The sequence below is a fragment of the Streptosporangium amethystogenes subsp. fukuiense genome (genome assembly GCF_042665875.1).
GTDB lineage: Bacteria > Actinomycetota > Actinomycetes > Streptosporangiales > Streptosporangiaceae > Streptosporangium > Streptosporangium fukuiense.
Genome location: NZ_JBHTEE010000001.1, coordinates 6131446 through 6146641, shown reverse-complemented (window position 1 = coordinate 6146641; position 15196 = coordinate 6131446). Strand labels below are relative to the sequence as shown.

General features: G+C 67.4%; 21 protein-coding genes and 1 tRNA gene. 8 read left to right on the top strand and 14 right to left on the bottom strand.

Translation table 11 applies throughout. The features are described from left to right. Nucleotides 1-149: 149 nt before the first annotated feature. The 6 genes from ACFQVD_RS26380 to ACFQVD_RS26355 all read left to right on the top strand — a co-directional run bounded on the left by ACFQVD_RS26380 (nt 150) and on the right by ACFQVD_RS26355 (nt 1829). Nucleotides 150-518 (top strand): hypothetical protein, encoded by a 369-nt coding sequence (locus ACFQVD_RS26380; protein WP_343982096.1) that lies wholly within the window; start codon nt 150-152, stop codon nt 516-518. Between the two features lie 126 nt (nt 519-644). Further along, a complete protein-coding gene (locus ACFQVD_RS26375) occupies nt 645-830 on the top strand; it encodes a hypothetical protein (RefSeq protein WP_343982100.1) in 186 nt (61 codons plus the stop codon). 188 nt (nt 831-1018) lie between these two features. Continuing rightward, a tRNA-Met gene (locus tag ACFQVD_RS26370) sits at nt 1019-1092 on the top strand. Between the two features lie 203 nt (nt 1093-1295). Further along, nucleotides 1296-1448 carry a hypothetical protein gene (locus ACFQVD_RS26365; RefSeq protein WP_343982103.1) on the top strand — a complete coding sequence of 51 codons (153 nt, stop codon included), beginning with the start codon at nt 1296-1298 and terminating at the stop codon, nt 1446-1448. Between the two features lie 40 nt (nt 1449-1488). Then, on the top strand, nt 1489-1707 hold the full coding sequence (locus ACFQVD_RS26360; RefSeq protein ID WP_343982106.1) for a hypothetical protein: 219 nt from the start codon (nt 1489-1491) through the stop codon (nt 1705-1707). Then, nucleotides 1707-1829, top strand: a complete 123-nt coding sequence (locus ACFQVD_RS26355; RefSeq protein WP_343982109.1) for a hypothetical protein — start codon at nt 1707-1709, stop codon at nt 1827-1829. Before ACFQVD_RS26360 ends, ACFQVD_RS26355 begins: the two co-directional genes overlap by 1 nt. 196 nt (nt 1830-2025) lie before the next feature. Here ACFQVD_RS26355 and ACFQVD_RS26350 read toward each other — a convergent pair whose 3' ends face one another. From ACFQVD_RS26350 to ACFQVD_RS26340, 3 genes are read right to left on the bottom strand one after another with little or no spacing between them, the layout of a single operon-like run. After that, entirely contained in the window at nt 2026-2289 is a 264-nt protein-coding gene (locus ACFQVD_RS26350) for a hypothetical protein (RefSeq protein WP_343982111.1), read from the bottom strand. Continuing rightward, nucleotides 2286-2432: a hypothetical protein gene (locus ACFQVD_RS26345; RefSeq protein ID WP_343982114.1), complete on the bottom strand. Its 147-nt coding sequence runs from the start codon at nt 2430-2432 to the stop codon at nt 2286-2288. Before ACFQVD_RS26345 ends, ACFQVD_RS26350 begins: the two co-directional genes overlap by 4 nt. After that, entirely contained in the window at nt 2429-2830 is a 402-nt protein-coding gene (locus ACFQVD_RS26340) for a hypothetical protein (RefSeq protein ID WP_343982118.1), read from the bottom strand. The genes ACFQVD_RS26345 and ACFQVD_RS26340 overlap by 4 nt, the downstream gene beginning before the upstream one ends. Nucleotides 2831-3060: 230 nt before the next feature. Here ACFQVD_RS26340 and ACFQVD_RS26335 point away from each other — a divergent pair, with 230 nt between their 5' ends. Continuing rightward, the gene (locus ACFQVD_RS26335; RefSeq protein WP_343982121.1) at nt 3061-3696 is read left to right on the top strand and encodes a hypothetical protein; all 636 of its coding nucleotides are present in this window, start codon (nt 3061-3063) and stop codon (nt 3694-3696) included. A gap of 64 nt (nt 3697-3760) precedes the next feature. Here ACFQVD_RS26335 and ACFQVD_RS26330 read toward each other — a convergent pair whose 3' ends face one another. From ACFQVD_RS26330 to tgmA, 5 genes are all read right to left on the bottom strand, one after another. Further along, entirely contained in the window at nt 3761-4063 is a 303-nt protein-coding gene (locus ACFQVD_RS26330) for a hypothetical protein (protein ID WP_343982124.1), read from the bottom strand. Continuing rightward, a complete protein-coding gene (locus tag ACFQVD_RS26325) occupies nt 4060-4377 on the bottom strand; it encodes a hypothetical protein (RefSeq protein WP_343982128.1) in 318 nt (105 codons plus the stop codon). The genes ACFQVD_RS26330 and ACFQVD_RS26325 overlap by 4 nt, the downstream gene beginning before the upstream one ends. A 376-nt stretch (nt 4378-4753) precedes the next feature. Further along, nucleotides 4754-5884: an ATP-grasp peptide maturase system methyltransferase gene (gene tgmC / locus ACFQVD_RS26320; protein WP_343982130.1), complete on the bottom strand. Its 1131-nt coding sequence runs from the start codon at nt 5882-5884 to the stop codon at nt 4754-4756. A gap of 2 nt (nt 5885-5886) precedes the next feature. Then, nucleotides 5887-6861: an ATP-grasp ribosomal peptide maturase gene (tgmB, locus tag ACFQVD_RS26315; protein ID WP_343982133.1), complete on the bottom strand. Its 975-nt coding sequence runs from the start codon at nt 6859-6861 to the stop codon at nt 5887-5889. Nucleotides 6862-6867: 6 nt separating this feature from the next. Further along, nucleotides 6868-7134: a putative ATP-grasp-modified RiPP gene (gene tgmA / locus ACFQVD_RS26310; RefSeq protein ID WP_343982136.1), complete on the bottom strand. Its 267-nt coding sequence runs from the start codon at nt 7132-7134 to the stop codon at nt 6868-6870. Nucleotides 7135-7255: 121 nt separating this feature from the next. On the opposite strand from tgmA, the gene ACFQVD_RS26305 reads away from it, so the two are divergent. After that, the gene (locus ACFQVD_RS26305; RefSeq protein WP_343982139.1) at nt 7256-8596 is read left to right on the top strand and encodes a hypothetical protein; all 1341 of its coding nucleotides are present in this window, start codon (nt 7256-7258) and stop codon (nt 8594-8596) included. A gap of 132 nt (nt 8597-8728) precedes the next feature. Here ACFQVD_RS26305 and ACFQVD_RS26300 read toward each other — a convergent pair whose 3' ends face one another. The 6 genes from ACFQVD_RS26300 to ACFQVD_RS26275 form a co-directional block, all read right to left on the bottom strand. Beyond that, nucleotides 8729-9862, bottom strand: a complete 1134-nt coding sequence (locus ACFQVD_RS26300) for a helix-turn-helix domain-containing protein (RefSeq protein WP_343982143.1) — start codon at nt 9860-9862, stop codon at nt 8729-8731. Further along, nucleotides 9859-10503: a hypothetical protein gene (locus tag ACFQVD_RS26295; RefSeq protein WP_343982146.1), complete on the bottom strand. Its 645-nt coding sequence runs from the start codon at nt 10501-10503 to the stop codon at nt 9859-9861. The genes ACFQVD_RS26300 and ACFQVD_RS26295 overlap by 4 nt, the downstream gene beginning before the upstream one ends. Nucleotides 10504-10809: 306 nt before the next feature. Next, nucleotides 10810-11286, bottom strand: coding sequence for a lamin tail domain-containing protein (locus ACFQVD_RS26290; RefSeq protein ID WP_343982149.1), 477 nt, complete (start codon nt 11284-11286; stop codon nt 10810-10812). Nucleotides 11287-11431: 145 nt separating this feature from the next. Continuing rightward, nucleotides 11432-11731, bottom strand: coding sequence for an HU family DNA-binding protein (locus ACFQVD_RS26285; protein WP_343982152.1), 300 nt, complete (start codon nt 11729-11731; stop codon nt 11432-11434). 152 nt (nt 11732-11883) lie between these two features. Further along, nucleotides 11884-12873 (bottom strand): tyrosine-type recombinase/integrase, encoded by a 990-nt coding sequence (locus ACFQVD_RS26280; RefSeq protein WP_343982155.1) that lies wholly within the window; start codon nt 12871-12873, stop codon nt 11884-11886. A gap of 199 nt (nt 12874-13072) precedes the next feature. Then, nucleotides 13073-15181 (bottom strand): hypothetical protein, encoded by a 2109-nt coding sequence (locus ACFQVD_RS26275; protein WP_343982158.1) that lies wholly within the window; start codon nt 15179-15181, stop codon nt 13073-13075. Nucleotides 15182-15196: the final 15 nt, after the last annotated feature.

The following is a 15196-nucleotide window of genomic DNA, read 5'->3' as shown; positions in this document are numbered from 1 at the left end:
ACTTGTAGACGAGAGCAACTGAGGCGCTGAGCCACTTCTCAGTGGAGCCGCCATCCTGCCCCGTGCCGTACGGTCGGGGCTTTTTTGCTGCCCGGATCCGGGCACCCGACTTCCCGCCGCGATGGCGGGCGACCCCCAAGGAGGGGCCAATGAGCAACACGAACAATGAGCTGACCGGCGAACCGGCACTGATCGCTTCGTTGGTCGCTTCCGGCGTGCAGCTCGCCGCCGCGTTCATCCTGCCGTGGACGGACGCTCAGGTCGCGGTCGTCAACGCCGTGGTGCTCGCCGCTGCTGGAGTGTGGGTTGCGTTCACCACGAAGAGTACGGATAACGGCGGCAGCATCAAGGCGGCGATCCTCGGCTTCGTCCAGTCCGGGCTGTCACTCGCGGTCACGTTCGGGTGGGAAGCCACACCGGAGCAGACCGTGGGCATCATGACGTTCGTTGGTCTGCTGGTCGCGGTGTTCATCCGGCAGACCAGCAAGCCGAAGAGCGCGTACGACCTCGCGGTTTAGGGGGTGAGGCGGGTGCGCTTCTGGAGGCTCCTGCGCAACCTCGCGTCGGCCTTTGAAGACATCCAAGAGCGGCTGTCCCGCATCGAGCAGGGGCAGTCTCGTCTACACCGAAAGGTAGGAATCATCATGGCTAAGCAGGATGAGATCAACGCCCTGGTCGAGCGTCTGGGCACCGTGACGGACGGTCTCCGCTCCGACATCGAGGCCATCAAGGCGGAGCACCCGGAGGTGGACCTGTCCGCCCTGGAGGCTCGGGTGGCCGGGCTGGAGGGGCTGGACGCCGAGTATCCGGCGGCGCCGCCGCAGGAGTAGCCTGACGGCTCCGCGTTGAGCGGGGTTTTGCTCCTCGTCGTCCTCCGGGACTGGCGGGGAGAACTCGGCGATAAGAGGTGGAGGCCACCTCTTCCCTCTGGGATAGTTGAGATGGGTTCGGCCACAGCGAGAAGCCCCGCGAGTCTTCGAGACTGGTCGGCAAGCGTAAGCCGTAGTCGAACCCACAAGGCGGGATGGAGCAGCTCGGTAGCTTGCTGGGCTCATAACCCAGAGGTCGCAGGTTCAAATCCTGCTCCCGCTACGCCTCGGTGTTGATCATCCGGACCGTGGTCTGGGCACGTGACTGTCTGTGGGCTCGGGCAGACCAGAACCGGCAGATCCTTAGGGCCGCTCTCCTGTAGTGCCGTCACGGGCCAACGGAGAGCGGCCCTTCGTCTACCTGCGAAAACGTCGCCCCAACTCCAAGTACTTGGAGATGTTGGGAGCAGACTGGGAGTTGACGCGATGGACTTCGAGTACACGGTGAGCCCGCAGCCGGGCTGCGGCCGACACTGGCTCTGGGAAGGCGGCATGGTCTTCTTCGACACCGCCCGAGGCGGCGACATCCTGGACTGGAGCGACATGGCGAGTGGCAGGTTCAGCGGCGCGGACTGTTAGGTCCGCGCCAGAAGGTCTGGCGGGGCCGAAAGGTCACCGCATGTCCCGCACCGACAACACGATGCCCGCCCGGATTCAGCGTGAGGACCGCCCCGAGTGGACGCACTGGCTGTCCTTCGGCGGCTCCTACGCGGGGATCGGTAAGGCCACCCGGTACGAGGAGAAGCGTGCCCGCCAGAGGGTACGGCTCACGCTCGCACGCCTTGAGGAGCCGGAGCCCACACGGCATCGAGGCAACATGAAGTGGATGTGGTGGTGATGGCCGACGACCGAGAAGAGCGGGCCGTCGCCGAATGGCTCGACCTAGCGTGGGCCATCGAGGAACTGGTCGACGCTCGTGACCGTGCCCGCCTGTGGCTGATCAAGCAGGGAGAGGCGTGATCCGCTGGGTGTGGGTGAGTCTCCCGTACGCGACGCTCGCTCTCGCTGTCCGAGACGGGCGGGTCGTGGATGCTGCTCCGATCGCGAGGTGGAGCATCGGCAAGGATGAGCGGCAGGTTGCGGATTTCTACCGGCGCAAAGGCGCGGAGTTCCGTCCGCTGCCATAATGCTTGCCGGGTCTCGGCGGTGCGGCCAGCTAAGCCGAGGCTCTCCTGTTCGCCCCCTCGTCTCCGGACGAGGGGGCGTTCGTCGTTTCGCCGGGCTTCCTTCGCCTTTTGCCCGCGTAGTGGATCACGAGCGGCCAGAGGCGAAGCGTGAAGCACGGCCGAAAGTCGCCCCGCTTGGACCTGACCAAGAGGAGCGGGTCCTTCAAGGGGAAGGCGAAGTACACCTCGAACCGCTGATAGTCGATGACAGCCGGAACGCCGTTGATCACCTCGTAGGTCCGGTCCCAGATCACGGGCGCCTCCCGTACCTGCGAGTCAGCCGCTCGAACTGGCGTCGGTTGGCTCTCGCGTTCAACGAGAGCACCACGGCGTACCCGGCAAGAGTCGCCACCAGTACGCCGACGTTCACCAGTGCCCAGAAAGCGTCATCGCTCATTCGACCCACACCCCCGGGCATTCCTCTTCGTACCGGTCCGGGGCGCAGTGCTGGCAGAACACGGTCCCGCACACCTCGCAGCGCGGCCCGTTGTGCCCACCGGAGTCGGTCTCGACGTCATGGGCGAAGTTGTCGATGCTTCCATTTGGAAGGCGCTTGAACTGGTGCTTCACAGGGGTCGCGATCTCGGGCGGCCACTCCTGCGAAGCGATCCACGGGAGCAGTGCGCGGATCTCCGCCTGATTGGGAGCGGGTAGGTCTTCCCAGTCGAGAAGGTCGTTCCACGCGTCCGCGACCGCCTCGGGGTAGTCGCTGCTCTCAGGTATCGATCCTCGTGCTTGGGCAAGCTGCTGAGCTCTGATGTCCGGGCGTTCGGCTGACTCGGTGGGCTCGGGCATGGGCTGCTCCTCCGGTGGGGGTCTGCCTCCAACTGTACGATCCACGCAGAATAGGGCGGATCCTCTGTACAGTACGGCCAGTGATTCAGTCGTATATCGCACAAAATGTTCAGATCCTGACATAAGCGAATGGCGACAACAAATGCCCATTCGAGCGGTCCAATCCGTGTATCTCTGCCACGCTGGTGCCGCCGCGCCACGGCTTCCCCTTCCTCCCCTCTGGAGTAACCATGCGTCTCCGTACGCCTGCTGCGATCCTTGCCACCGCCGTGCTCGCGGTCGGCCTGTCCACCGTCACCACCGCCTCCGCCGCACAGACGGCCCCCGGCGACGTGGTGTATTCCTGTGTCAACAAGAAGACCCGCTACGTCCGCATCGTCAACGCCAGCGCGAAGTGCCGGACCACCGAGGAGCCCCTGTCGTGGGGTGGCCAGGGCCAGCAGGGCATCGCCACCGCTGGCCCGCAGGGACCCGCCGGGCGCGACGGCAAGAACGGCACGGACGGCAAGGACGGCGCCCCGGGCCCGGCCGGACCCCGCGGCTACACCGGCAAGACCGGCCCGCAGGGACCCGCCGGTAAGGCTGGCGCTCCGGGAGAGGCGGGCAAGCCCGGCGCCCCTGGCAAGGACGGAGCGGACGGCAAGGATGGCGTCGACGGCAAGGACGGGCAGGACGCTTCGGAGCTCAAGTACCTCACCCTGGACCTCAAGGCGCTCGGCATCCCCGGCGGCAAGACCTACACCTGCGGCGACGTCGACCCCGACCCGGCCGTCTTCAAGATCGGGAACTGTAAGCAGGGTGGTGCCCCGGTGACCTCGCCGAGCATGGCCGGGACGCCCACGCCGAGCACGACGCCTGCCCCGTAGGGCACACACGAGAGCGCCGCCACTTCCCAGCAGGGGAGTGGCGGCGCTCTTTCGTGTTGTACGGCTACTGCTCGGGTAGCGCTCGGCCGCGCTCCACGAGCTGTTGGGCGCGCGAGCGGGACATGCCGAGGGCCTCGCCGATCTGCCCGTAGGACATGCCGCCAGGCGACGACATGACCGCCACTGTCCGGTAGCGCTCTTGGGCGATCCGGCCCACGAGCGCCTCGTACAAGACCAGGTCCTTAGTCAGGAGGGTGTAGCGGATGAGCGGGTCGGGCTCCTCCAGGGCGTCGCTGATCGCGGTGTCGAGGAGCGCCTCGACGTCGGCGGGATCGGCTTCGTAGCCCTGGGTGGTGGTGTCGGTCATGCGCTCTCCTCGATGCTGTAGGGCAGCAGGGTGCCGTCCACGTCCTCCATGAGGGTCAGGACGGCATCGGCGATCAGAGGCTCTCCGTCTCCGCCGACCGTCTCCAGGAGGCGGCCCTCGACGCGGTAGACGGGGCGGTCGCACAGCAGCATCTCTACGGTGGCGGCGGACTCCTCGTTGGGGAGGATGAGGCTGAGCTCGTCCCAGTCGTTGAGGATGGCCTTGTAGACCGAGACGCCTGCCTCGTAGGTGTCGGCGTCGTCGTTGTAGGAGCGGCCCTCGGGGCAGTCGCCGAACCTCACGTAGATCTGCATAGCCATCACTATGCATCGCGGGGAGGGGTTTGCATAGAGAGGGGTATGCAAAAGTGGGAGTCCCAGGCTCGGCGGGGCACTTCACCCCCTTCGCGGCACCCCTCGTAGGATCTCTCCGGCACCACGCACCCCGGGGGAGAACATGGCCGACTACGACTTTCCCGCCGACCTGCTCGACGCGCAGCGCGCCCTTGACGCTGTGATGCGCGAATGCGAAGAACTCGCGAACGCGCTGCCCTCCTGGAGAGCCGTACACGCTGGCGAAGCCGAACCGGACCCAGACGGCGAAGAACGCGCTGGAGAAGGCAGCCCGATCCTGAACATGAGAGCGCCCCGCCGGTCTTCGGACGGCGGGGCGCTCTCATCATGTCTGGGGTCAGGCAGGCAGGTCCCAGGACGGGCCGTCCGGCTCACCCAGCCACACGTACTGGCGATCCTCGGTGACGGTGAGCCCGAACGCTGACTGGTGCGGAGACCCAGCCTCCTGCCAGACCAGGATGGCGTCCTCAACCGCGTCCCACAGCCGCAACGGGCCGTGCTGGTGCACCGTCCAGCCGCCGCCCGGGTTCGGCCTGGTGTCGGCCCTCGACCCGGTGCCGACATCCAGCAGGATTGTCATGTCGCCGACAGTGGCCCGCTGAGCGGCCGGCGCGGCGAGCTGGGCAACCCACAAGGCCGCCTCCTCGTCGAGGATCGCCGGGTCGATCCTGGACTCTCGGGCGTCTCCGATACCCGTCTTGACCGGCGGACGGGGCGGAGGCATGTGGGAGCGGGCACGCATGAAGTACAGGTCATCGGACAGAAATCGCCCACTGGCTGAGCCGTCCTCGGTGACCTGAAGATGCGCGAACGCGACCCCGCCCATCCACCCCCACATAGGGGTGGTGATGGTTCCTCCGGCGCTTACCTGGTCCATCCAAGCTGGCGGGATGGTCCGCACCGAGCAGGTACCGATCAGCCGGTCGTACGGGGTGTTGCCCGGATACCCGTGCAGGCCGTCCCCTACCACCAGCGTGGGCGCGTATCCGGCGGCGGCGATGGCCTTGCGGGCTCGCTCGGCCACGGCGGGGTCGTACTCGACGGAAGTCACCGAGGCGTCGCCGAGCCGCTGGCACATCAGCGAGGTCGAGTAGCCCGTGCCGGTGCCGATCTCCAGCACCCTGTCGCCGTCGCTGATCTGTGCGGCCTCCAGCATCCGCACGACCAGGCTCGGGGTGGTGGATGACGAGCTGGGCGAACCTGTCACCGCGCCGGCCGCGTCCTCGGCCAGGACCCCGTCGACCTGGGTCACCCAGGTTTCGTCGGTGTACACCAGGGCGAGCCAGTCGTCCTCGCTCATGTCGGCGCGGTGGACGGCGGCCCACAGGTCCCCGCGGTCCGGGTTACGCAACAGGACGGCGGCTCCGATGAACAGCTCGCGCGGCACCTGCTCCAGCGCGGTACGCCAGCCCGCGGATCCCACGGTGTCCGCCAGCGCCTGGCGGTATTTCGCGGCGGTGTCGCTCACGATCACCATCCCTCCAAGATCAGGTCAGCGAAGGCGTGTGCCATCGCGTCGGCATCAGGTAACCAGGCCCACTGGCCGTTGGGGTTGCATTCGACGAAGGTCCACGTTTCGGGTCGCCCGCCGGTGGCGTTGAGGGCGAAGTCGAAACAGCCGAACATCAGCCCAAACTGGTCGAGGTAGGCGTGCAGCGCTCTCCTGATCGGCTCGGGCGTCGCGATCGGCTCATGGGTGAGCTGCTCCCATTCGCCGCTACGCCAGTCGAGCGCCCCGTCAGGGGAGGTGATCCGGTAGGCGAACACCTGCTGCCCGATCACGGTCACCCGGGCGTCCGCGGTCTTGGGAATCTCCTGCTGGAACAGGTGCGCGGTCACCGACACCGACTCATCCAGTTCCTCCGGGGTGACCTGCTGCGTCCAGATCGCCGACCGGCTGCCATCAGGACCCGGGGGGACGCCACGGAAGGACTTGTAGATGATCGGGCCGTGCTCGGTGAACGCCCGCGCCTGCTCCACGTCGTTGGTGACCAGGGTGCAGGGGATGGCCAGCCCGAGTTGGGTGGCTGTTTGGAGTTGGGCGGGCTTGTAGTCGGCGCGGCGGATCGCTGCAGGGTGGTTGACGTATACCGCGCCGGACAGGCTGTGCAGGATGCCGCCGAGCCCATGCTGAGCCTCGACGGCGGCGAACTGTTGTTCCACAGCGGGCAGGTGGGCGAATCGCGAGAGGTAGGAGGTGGGGCGGCGGTAGTACACCGCCCCGACCTCTTCCAGCGCGATGTCACGGCTCGGTGTGAGGAGCCGCCCAGCCCACCCCTTGCGGTCATCGCCGATGGTGGCGTGGAATGTCAGCTTGGTGCCGAGGTCGGCCGGGTCGAACCGGCAGACCTGGACCTGGCGGGCGTTCAACGCTTCGATGACCAGGTTGGCGGTGACGTCTTCTGCCGCGGTGATGACCAGCACGGTTCGGGGTGTGGGCTGCATCGGCTGTTAGTCGCTGTTGGAGTCGTCGGCGACGTTCGAGCTGCCGCTTGAGCCGTCCGAGCCGCCGCCCCTGGACGTGGTGACGGTGACCTTGTTGCCCATGTCGACGATGACGCCGGAGCCGTCGCGGAAGGTGGTGATCTGGGTGGCCGGGTCGAGGGTGACGTGGTCGTACAGCGCCTCACTCTCCGGGAGGGGGTCGGTTTTCCGGCTCAGGCCCCAGGGGATCAGGGGGCGGAGGGGGGTGACGGGCCGGTCGAGGATGACGGTCATGGGGTCCTCTAATCGGTTGGAGCCCTAACCCTGCGTTAAGGGCTGCTACTCCTTGACGTTCCTCTGGTTGCGGTCCATCGTCGAGATCCCAGCGATGTGAACCGATGTGAATGGTCTCCGCATGGCCCCCAAACGAGCGCATCCGATCGCCAACACGGCCTTGGCCGCAGCGATTGACCAGGCAGGATGGACCCACGCCGCGACCGCGCAGCACATCAACGCCGTCGCCGCGGAGAACGGCGCCAGGCTGTACTACGACCGATCGACGGTCGGCCACTGGCTGACCGGGACAGTCCCCCGCCCGGAGGGTATAAGCGCTGCGGTGGAGGCATTCCGCCGCGCACTCCGCCGGCCGGACCTGACCACCGCGGATCTCGGCTGGCCTGGCGTTGCCTCGTCGACCGGTGCGGCGGATGATCCGTGGCAGGGGGACGTGGTCGCCCGGCTCAGGGTTCTCGGGGAGGACGACATGCTCGATCGCCGAACCATGCTGACCGCTGGAGCCTTCTCGTTGGCGGGACTCGCCGCCCCTCCACCAGTCGGCCCGGCCCGCGCCTCAGCGCGTCGAGGCGGCGCCGGGGACGTGGAGCGCATCCGCGCCATGACCCGCCACATGGGCGACCTCGACGACCTGTACGGCGGCGGACACGCCCGGCGAGCAGCCGCCGCCTACCTCGTGCATGACGTCGCCCCGCTACTGCACGGCACCGCAGGCAGAGCCCGCCCGGACCTGTTTCGCGCCGCGGCGGAGCTGACGTACCTCGCGGCGTACATGGCGATGGACGCCGGCGTCCAAGGGCTCGCGCTGCGCTACTACGTGCAGACGGTAAGGCTCGCGGACGAGGCGGGGGACCGGGTGCTGCGCGCCACGTCGCTGCGGTCCATGGCGGTGCAGGCGCGCGAGCTCGGCCACAACCGGGAGGCGCTCGCCTTGGCGGATGCCGCGGCATCTGCTCTCGGCGGCCGAGCCCCAGGCCGGACGGTGGCGTGGGTGACCGGGATGCAGGCCGAAGCGCATGCCGGGGTGGCGGACCGGTGGGATGCGCTGGCCCTGCTCCGCCAGACAGAGGCGCAGCTGGAGCGCGTCGACTCGATGCCGGACTCTGAGCTGGTCGGCAACTACCGGCGCGAGTCCCTGGAGCACCAGACAGGGCTCGCTCTCACCGCGCTCGGCGACCATGCCGCCGCGGCGACGCACTACGCGGCCTCCATGCAGACCCGCAGGCCGGCAGAGCGGCGTACCCGCGCCGTGGTTGGTCTGAGGTGCGCTGGGGCGCACCTACAGGCCGGGGATGCCGAGCGGGCCGCCGCCGCCGTGCTGGGGTTGCGCCAGGACCTGGAGGGGGTCGTATCCGCGCGGGTCCGCGGAGAGCTGCGGCAGCTACGTCAGGGATGGCAGGGGTGCCGATCTGACGCGCACGTCGCGGAGGCTGACGCATTGGCCGCGAGTCTGCTGCGCTGAGGCCCCGCCTCCCCCTCGCGGAGCCGGGGCCACCTCTCAGACGCCCCGCACGTCCCACGGGTTACACGCCATAACAGGACGGCATAGACAGCAGAAAGCCCCCGCCAGGCGGGGGCTTGGCTGCGTTCGAGATCAGGCGCGTGCTCTGAACTGCATCAGCACGCCGGGAGGTGAAGCATCTGCCGAAGGAGCTGAAGCCGGTTTTTGTATCTGCCGCGACGGTGTGTCCGCGTAACGACCGACCATCCGGTTCAGTTCAGTGACATATAAGGGGAAATCCTCACCCAACCGCCGGGTGTCAACTGGATCCCCATACAGCAGTTCCATCATCTTCCGCAAGGCTCTTGGCCGCTCTGGCTCTCGGGCGTCTGCCCCCGGCTCCTGTTTCCGCCAACCGCGGGCCCCCAGCTGCACTTGCAGGCTGGTCTTCTGCTTCTGGTCAATCGCGCCCACCTCGAACGCGCGGAAGATCAACGATGCGATCGACATTCCCCATTTCAGTTTCAGTGGGGCAAGACGGCTCAACGTCACCGTCTTGGAGAACTCCTCCTTGGCATCCTCGCGAGGGAACAGGAACTCGCCGGCGAACTGGTCGGCTTCCTTCTCTAGCGCGTTCAGATCACCGCCTGGAGCTCGATGCATGACCAAATGCCCCAGCTCATGACTGGAGGTGAAACGGATCCGATCCCAGGATGATCCTTCGCCGATCGAAACCAGCGGAAGGTCCAGTTCTGCGCCGTCCCATGTGCTGAACGCATCCAGCTTGCCGTCGACCCACGTTTCCAAGGCGATCACGATGACCCCGGCGCGCTCCAGGGCGTGCAGCACGCGGGGCACCGGCCCATGGGGAGGTAGCCCCAGAGCTGAGCGGGTGAGTTGCGCAGTCTCCTCGATGTCGTCCATGCCGCGTAGATCCGGGACTCGTAGCGACGGTGCCTGAATTTGACTCAGCATGTGGCGGGCGATCTCGCGGGTGATCTCGGCCTCGCGCCGCACCCGCCGCAGCACGCCCGCAGGCAGCGATTTGCGGGCCCGGAACTGCATGGACCCTTCGGCCAGATCGTCGACCGGAGGCCGCTGCAGGAAGGCGACTGGCACCTTGAGTGTCTGTGCCAGGCGTTCAAGGTGCTCGTCGCCGATGTCCACCGATGAGGTGAGTTCGATCTGAGCGATCCGGCCTTGAGTGAGCCCGGCGCCCTGTGCGGTTCCGGTTTGCGTCAGGCCACGTAGTTCGCGGGCTTGCCGAACCCGTGCGCCGTAGATCACGACGATTCGCCGCCTTCTTCTTTGACGTCTTGCTTGAGCAGGACGTATTCGTCCAGGTCTTGAGCTGCTGCGATGTCCACTACACCAGCATCGACGCCGACCATGTCAAGGGACTCGGCGGGGTGAGGAATGGGTACAGCCCAGTGCACGGTCGTGTGCTTGCTCTTCTCACCGGATGCCTTCGGGTAGACGAGTTCCATCTCCACACCCTTGGCGGTGATCTCCCATAAGAGCAGGAGGGTCAGGCTCTTTAACTCGATGGGGAAGAGGGGCTGGGTGTACTCGCGGGCGCGTTTGCGTGAGGAGGCGCCGGGGGCCCTGCCGTCCTTGGAACGCAGGCAGCGGATGCGGACAGAGTGGTACTTCAGGGAGAGTCCGTTGCGGTTACCGGCCCTGATCTCTACGGTGTCTTTCTCGTCGCCGTCGCAGGCAAGGACGCCGCGGAAGGTGAGTTCGTCGACGAGGTAGAAGCGGAAGAAGTCGGCGAAGGCTTGCCTCTGGCGCTTCCGCGTGGCGACGGAGCCGTCGAGTTGCTCGGCGGTGCGGGTCGCTGCGGCTTCAACGGCTTCTCGGAAGCCGGGGAAGGCGGCGATGAACTGATGGGCCGCCGTTTCGGGGTCCAGCCATCCCTGTATGATCATGGCTAATAATATTAGCCATGATCATACTTTTCGGCTAGCCGGTCGAGAGAATTTTCGAAAGATTATTTCGCGATCCGAGTCCGGAGAGGGGCAAGGCCACTCCGCATGATCGCCGCCGCATCCTCCTCACTCCCACCCGCAGCGAGCGTCAACCGGGCCCGGGCGGCATCGGCGTCGAGACGGGCCAGTGCGGCGATCGCGGCGCAGGATCCATGCCGCCCATGCTCGCGGGCCAGGCTGATCGTTCGCAGGCAGACACGACGAAGCCCCGCCCCAGGGGCAGGGCGGGGCCTTCAGGCCGTGCGGCTACCGGCAGTCGACCCACTCGACCCGGGAGCTGTTGTACGAGCAAGAGTCGACGAGCTTGCCCGTCGGGTTGTGCACGTACCCGGTGTCCGAGGTCTGGTTCCAGATGTAGGCGAATGTTCCTCCGGCCCGCCCCCAGTAGCGGGTGGTGGCGGTGTCCCTGCCCTTGCCGGTCCGTACGGTGACCGTCTTTCCCGCTCCGAGGGTGAACGCGCCGAACCGGTAGACGTGATCCGGTCGGTTCGTCTTGTCGCGAAGTGTCCAACCCCGGAGGTTGATCGCCCGCCTGGTGGTGTTCTTGAGCTGCGCCCACTCGCCATTCAGGCTGGCATTTGCTCCGTTGTCCGGCGAACCCGGCGAGTTGTAGTAGATCTTCACGATCTGGATCGCGGGCAGCGCCGCGGCCTGCGCTGGCGCGACAGGGGCGAGGGCCACGGCCAACGCGACAGCGGACAGGGGCAGGGGGAGAGAGCGCACCGGTAGATCCTTCAGTGGTTGAGAGACAGGGCGGTATTGAGACGGTTGGCCTGGGCGCCGGGTTGGCTGGTGAACGGGGTTCTGTTGGCACCCCAGACGCGACGACGCCCCCACCCCGAAGGGCAGGGGCGCCAGCCGTACAGGGTCAAGCCGCTGCGGCCCGCTTGCCGCCCGCGTTGACGAGCTCCTTGAACTCCGAGCCCGGCTTGAACTTCGGCCCCCACGACTCGGCGACGTGGATCTCGGCACCCGTCGCAGGGTTGCGGGCGGTACGGGCCGGCTTGTGCACCATCTCAAAAGCACCGAACCCTGGGAGGCTGACCTTGTCGCCGGACGCGATGGCGGTCTGGACGGTGGACAGGATCGCGGCGAGAACCTCGCCCGCGATCTTGTTGGTGACGTCAGCCTCAGCGGCGGCCTTCTCGACGAGTTCCTTCTTGTTCATGGATCCTCTTCCGTGAATGGTATTAACAGATGTTTGTATGCGAGTCCTGTGAATATCGCATATCGAGTGTGAGCATTTCAGTCGAACAAGGTTGGGTGGCCCTCGGCTGCAAGATCGCTGCCGCACCCGCATAATCCTCGTTATGAGTGGGTTCACCACAAGACCTTCGCAACTTTCACCGAAGGGTCGCTTTCGAGCCGCTTCGGCGCGTGAAGGTAAATCTCAGTCGTAGCTGTCGACTCGTGACCAAGGGCGTCTTGGATCTCACGAACGGACGAACCTCGCTCCTCGGCCAAAGTGGCGAAGGTGTGCCGCAGCGTGTGCGGGGTGACCCTCTCCGGCTTAAACAGCCCAGCTTGGATTGCGATCCGTCGAACGAGGCTCGCAACATCACGAGCAGACAACGCCTTACCCGACGCGGTCACGAAAAGCGGCCCTGGAGCGTCGCCGCGCTCCACGAGATACGCGTCCACAACATCGGCTGCTTCCGCCGGCAACTGCCGGGTGCGGATCTTGCCGCCCTTGCCGACGATCCGCACCGTCCGCATGCCCCGCTCGTAACCAAGCGACCCCAACTCCAGCGCGACCACCTCAGCCACCCGCGGACCGACCGAAAGCAACAGCCCGATGATCGCCGCCGTCCGCAACCGACGCGGCCCGTGATCGTTCATCGCGGCCCGAATCAACGCCGCGGCTTCGGTCTCCGTCAGCCCGACGGTCTTCGACTCCTTGCGGTTAATCTCAGGCCGGTTCGCGCCGGCGAACTCGTTCACCCTGATCGCCCGCCGCCGAACGAGGTAGGTGTACCAAGACGACACCGCGGCGAGCTTGCGGGCAGCCGACCGGGCGGACAGGCCGCGAACCTGGAGCGAGCGGGCGTACACGTCGCCGTGGCCCACATCCACCGTCAGAGGGTCGAGGTCGAACTGGTTGCAGAACGCCAGCCACTCCCGAAGGTCGCGCCCGTAGGCGGCGCCGGTGTGCGGCGACCTCTGCCGGCTCAGCCACGCCCACACCAGCTCCTGAACCGACGGCTGCAGGATCGCCATCTCCCCGCGGAGCTCGCGTTTCCACAACGGCTCCTGCTTCTGCGCGGAGGGTGCGAGCACGGAGTCGACGATCTGGCCGACGAGGACCGTCATGCGTTCTCCTTCGGTTCGTGTGGGGGTGAGGGCGTGGGGGTCTGGTGGCCCTCAAGCCTCTTGAGAGGGGGGTATCTGGGGGACCCTCACACCCCCACGCCGCCGCGTATTCGCAGCTCGGAGGGGTGTGAGGGTGTCACAGGTCACGTGTGGGGGTGTGGGACCCTCACGTGGGGGTGCCACGTGAGGGGCGTGAGGGTCACGCCGCCGGCCAATCAGCGACCTCGGGCGGCACCTGGAGCTCGCCGCGGCGGATCGCCTCGGCCGCATCCTGGAGGTGCTGGCGTTCGTAGCCGCGGAGCCGCTCACCGCCTCGTTCGAACGGGTTCGGCAGCGTCCGCACACCCAGTGCGCCCAGCAGGTCGGCGAGCTCGGCCTGCTCCAGGCGTAGCGCGCGAGCCAGCGCCACGGAGTGAATGCGCCGGTCCTCGCCGATCACGTCCAGCGCCTGGATGAGGAGCTCGGGAACTGGCGCCGCGTCGTGCACCTGTTCGGCGGTCAGCGTCTCGCCCTGCCCGGTGCCTAGGTCGTAGTCTCCGGCGAACACCGGCCCGGCCGCGGCGGCGGCGGCGATCTCGGACGGGTCCGGCCAGGACGCTGCCCCACCGCGCAGGACCGTCAACTGCGGGCCGCCCGCCCGGGCGGGCGGAGTGGGCTGCTCAGCGGGCGCGGGGGGCTGTGGCGCGCGGGGCCGCTGCGTGGGCAACGCCACCTGCGCCTTACCACTGAACGTCTCGCGCATCCGCTGCAACCGGTCCCGGTAGAAGTCCCCGCCGACCGCGATACCGGCCGCGTCCAAGTCCGGCCGGTTGTTGGCGATCGTCACCGCGGCGCGGGCGATGTCCCCGTGCCGGAGGTTGCCGCCCTTGAACGGGCGGACCGTCGAACCGGGGACGCGGTAGAAGCCCGTGCCAGGGCCGGCCAACTCGTCGGGGTCAGCTCCCTTGTTCCAGCCGAACAGGTAGGCGAGCTCGGCTTCGTCGTCGCAGTACATGCCGATCTTCACCTTCGACTGCTTGACCACATCAGGCGACACCATGTCCTGCACGGCGCGTAGCGCGCTGATGATGGTGTTGAACCCGGCGTCGCGGCCGATGCGCAGCAACTCCTCGATGTTGTCGCGGATCTCGTTCTTGATCGGGTCGCGGCTGGTGGTCGACATGAGCTCGCCGCCCTCGTCGACGAGCAGCTGGTAGGACGGCAGGTCAGCCGACAAGGGCAGCAACGACAGGTTGTGCTGGACTTTCAGGTGCCGGTACGACGTTTTGCGGTCGATGGCCATTTCGACCAGGATCCGTGTCATCTCCAGCGCCTCGTCGAGGTCCGCGGCAACCCAGTCGATCGCCGGCCGGGCGGTTTCGCCTTCGAGCCACGGGTGCAGCCACGGTTGGGCCAGGCTGCCGCCGTTGACGTCGATGACGGCGGTCAGGCCGTTGAAGCAGCGGGCGCTCTCCCAGATGAGGCCATGCAGCAGGGTCGTCTTCCCTGACCCTTTCTGGCCGATCAGGATGACTGACTCCTCCCGCAGCGGCACCGTCATGGGGCTGGAGTCGCGGTGCTCACCCAGCCACGCCGGGTCGTGGATATCGCGGGCCGACAGGTCTCCGTGCCAGTCGACGTCTTCGGTGAGCCGGTTGACCGTCATCACGTGCATGACGAACGATCCGCGGTGTGGGCCCTTGGCCACCTCGACGCCGCACCCATCAGGCAGGCGGGCGGCGGCGGCGAGCTGGTCGGAGGCGCCGGCGAGGATCTGGCGGGTGGTGCCGTCCAACGGCAGCAGCCCGGTCAGCGTGTAGCCGGCCTTGCTGTCCCAGGTGCGCACGTCGGTGATCTCCACCCGTACTCGGGTGACGGCGAGGATGCGCTGCTCCCAGTCGGCGGCGACCTGCGCGACCCGCCGCGGCACGACCGCCGCCCGCACCGTTCGGCCTGCGCCGGTGGCGGGTTCCTTGATGCGGAACCAGGGGGCCAGGACGCCGGCGGCCAGGGCTCCCAATCCGAGCGCGTAGAACGCGCCTGACGTCCACGGTGTGGTCGCCGCGGTGTAGGTCAGCCAGGATCCGGCGCTCAGCGCGCAGCACAGCCGGTACAGCAGCGTCGGCGTGTGCGCGCCCCGGTCGAGGCTGTGCAGGATTGACCCGACCGCTGATACCGCGGTGCCTGCGGCGGGCAGCCACGCGTCGATATCGACGGCGTGGGCGGCGGCGCCGAGCGCGGCCAGGGCGAGGAACCCGTTGACCGCGCCTCCGATCGGCCCATGGGTCAGCGACCAGTCCGCGGGCGGCTTGGTCTTCGTCGCGACCATGGTCCTCCGTTCATA

Coding starts and splice junctions, on each gene's coding strand:
- ACFQVD_RS26380 (WP_343982096.1), top strand. CDS start 150: ATGAGCAACACGAACAATGAGCTGACCGGCGAACCGGCACTGATCGCT.
- ACFQVD_RS26375 (WP_343982100.1), top strand. CDS start 645: ATGGCTAAGCAGGATGAGATCAACGCCCTGGTCGAGCGTCTGGGCACC.
- ACFQVD_RS26365 (WP_343982103.1), top strand. CDS start 1,296: ATGGACTTCGAGTACACGGTGAGCCCGCAGCCGGGCTGCGGCCGACAC.
- ACFQVD_RS26360 (WP_343982106.1), top strand. CDS start 1,489: ATGTCCCGCACCGACAACACGATGCCCGCCCGGATTCAGCGTGAGGAC.
- ACFQVD_RS26355 (WP_343982109.1), top strand. CDS start 1,707: ATGGCCGACGACCGAGAAGAGCGGGCCGTCGCCGAATGGCTCGACCTA.
- ACFQVD_RS26345 (WP_343982114.1), bottom strand. CDS start 2,432: ATGAGCGATGACGCTTTCTGGGCACTGGTGAACGTCGGCGTACTGGTG.
- ACFQVD_RS26340 (WP_343982118.1), bottom strand. CDS start 2,830: ATGCCCGAGCCCACCGAGTCAGCCGAACGCCCGGACATCAGAGCTCAG.
- ACFQVD_RS26335 (WP_343982121.1), top strand. CDS start 3,061: ATGCGTCTCCGTACGCCTGCTGCGATCCTTGCCACCGCCGTGCTCGCG.
- ACFQVD_RS26330 (WP_343982124.1), bottom strand. CDS start 4,063: ATGACCGACACCACCACCCAGGGCTACGAAGCCGATCCCGCCGACGTC.
- ACFQVD_RS26325 (WP_343982128.1), bottom strand. CDS start 4,377: ATGCAGATCTACGTGAGGTTCGGCGACTGCCCCGAGGGCCGCTCCTAC.
- tgmB (WP_343982133.1), bottom strand. CDS start 6,861: ATGCAGCCCACACCCCGAACCGTGCTGGTCATCACCGCGGCAGAAGAC.
- tgmA (WP_343982136.1), bottom strand. CDS start 7,134: ATGACCGTCATCCTCGACCGGCCCGTCACCCCCCTCCGCCCCCTGATC.
- ACFQVD_RS26305 (WP_343982139.1), top strand. CDS start 7,256: ATGGCCCCCAAACGAGCGCATCCGATCGCCAACACGGCCTTGGCCGCA.
- ACFQVD_RS26295 (WP_343982146.1), bottom strand. CDS start 10,503: ATGATCATACAGGGATGGCTGGACCCCGAAACGGCGGCCCATCAGTTC.
- ACFQVD_RS26285 (WP_343982152.1), bottom strand. CDS start 11,731: ATGAACAAGAAGGAACTCGTCGAGAAGGCCGCCGCTGAGGCTGACGTC.
- ACFQVD_RS26280 (WP_343982155.1), bottom strand. CDS start 12,873: ATGACGGTCCTCGTCGGCCAGATCGTCGACTCCGTGCTCGCACCCTCC.
- ACFQVD_RS26275 (WP_343982158.1), bottom strand. CDS start 15,181: ATGGTCGCGACGAAGACCAAGCCGCCCGCGGACTGGTCGCTGACCCAT.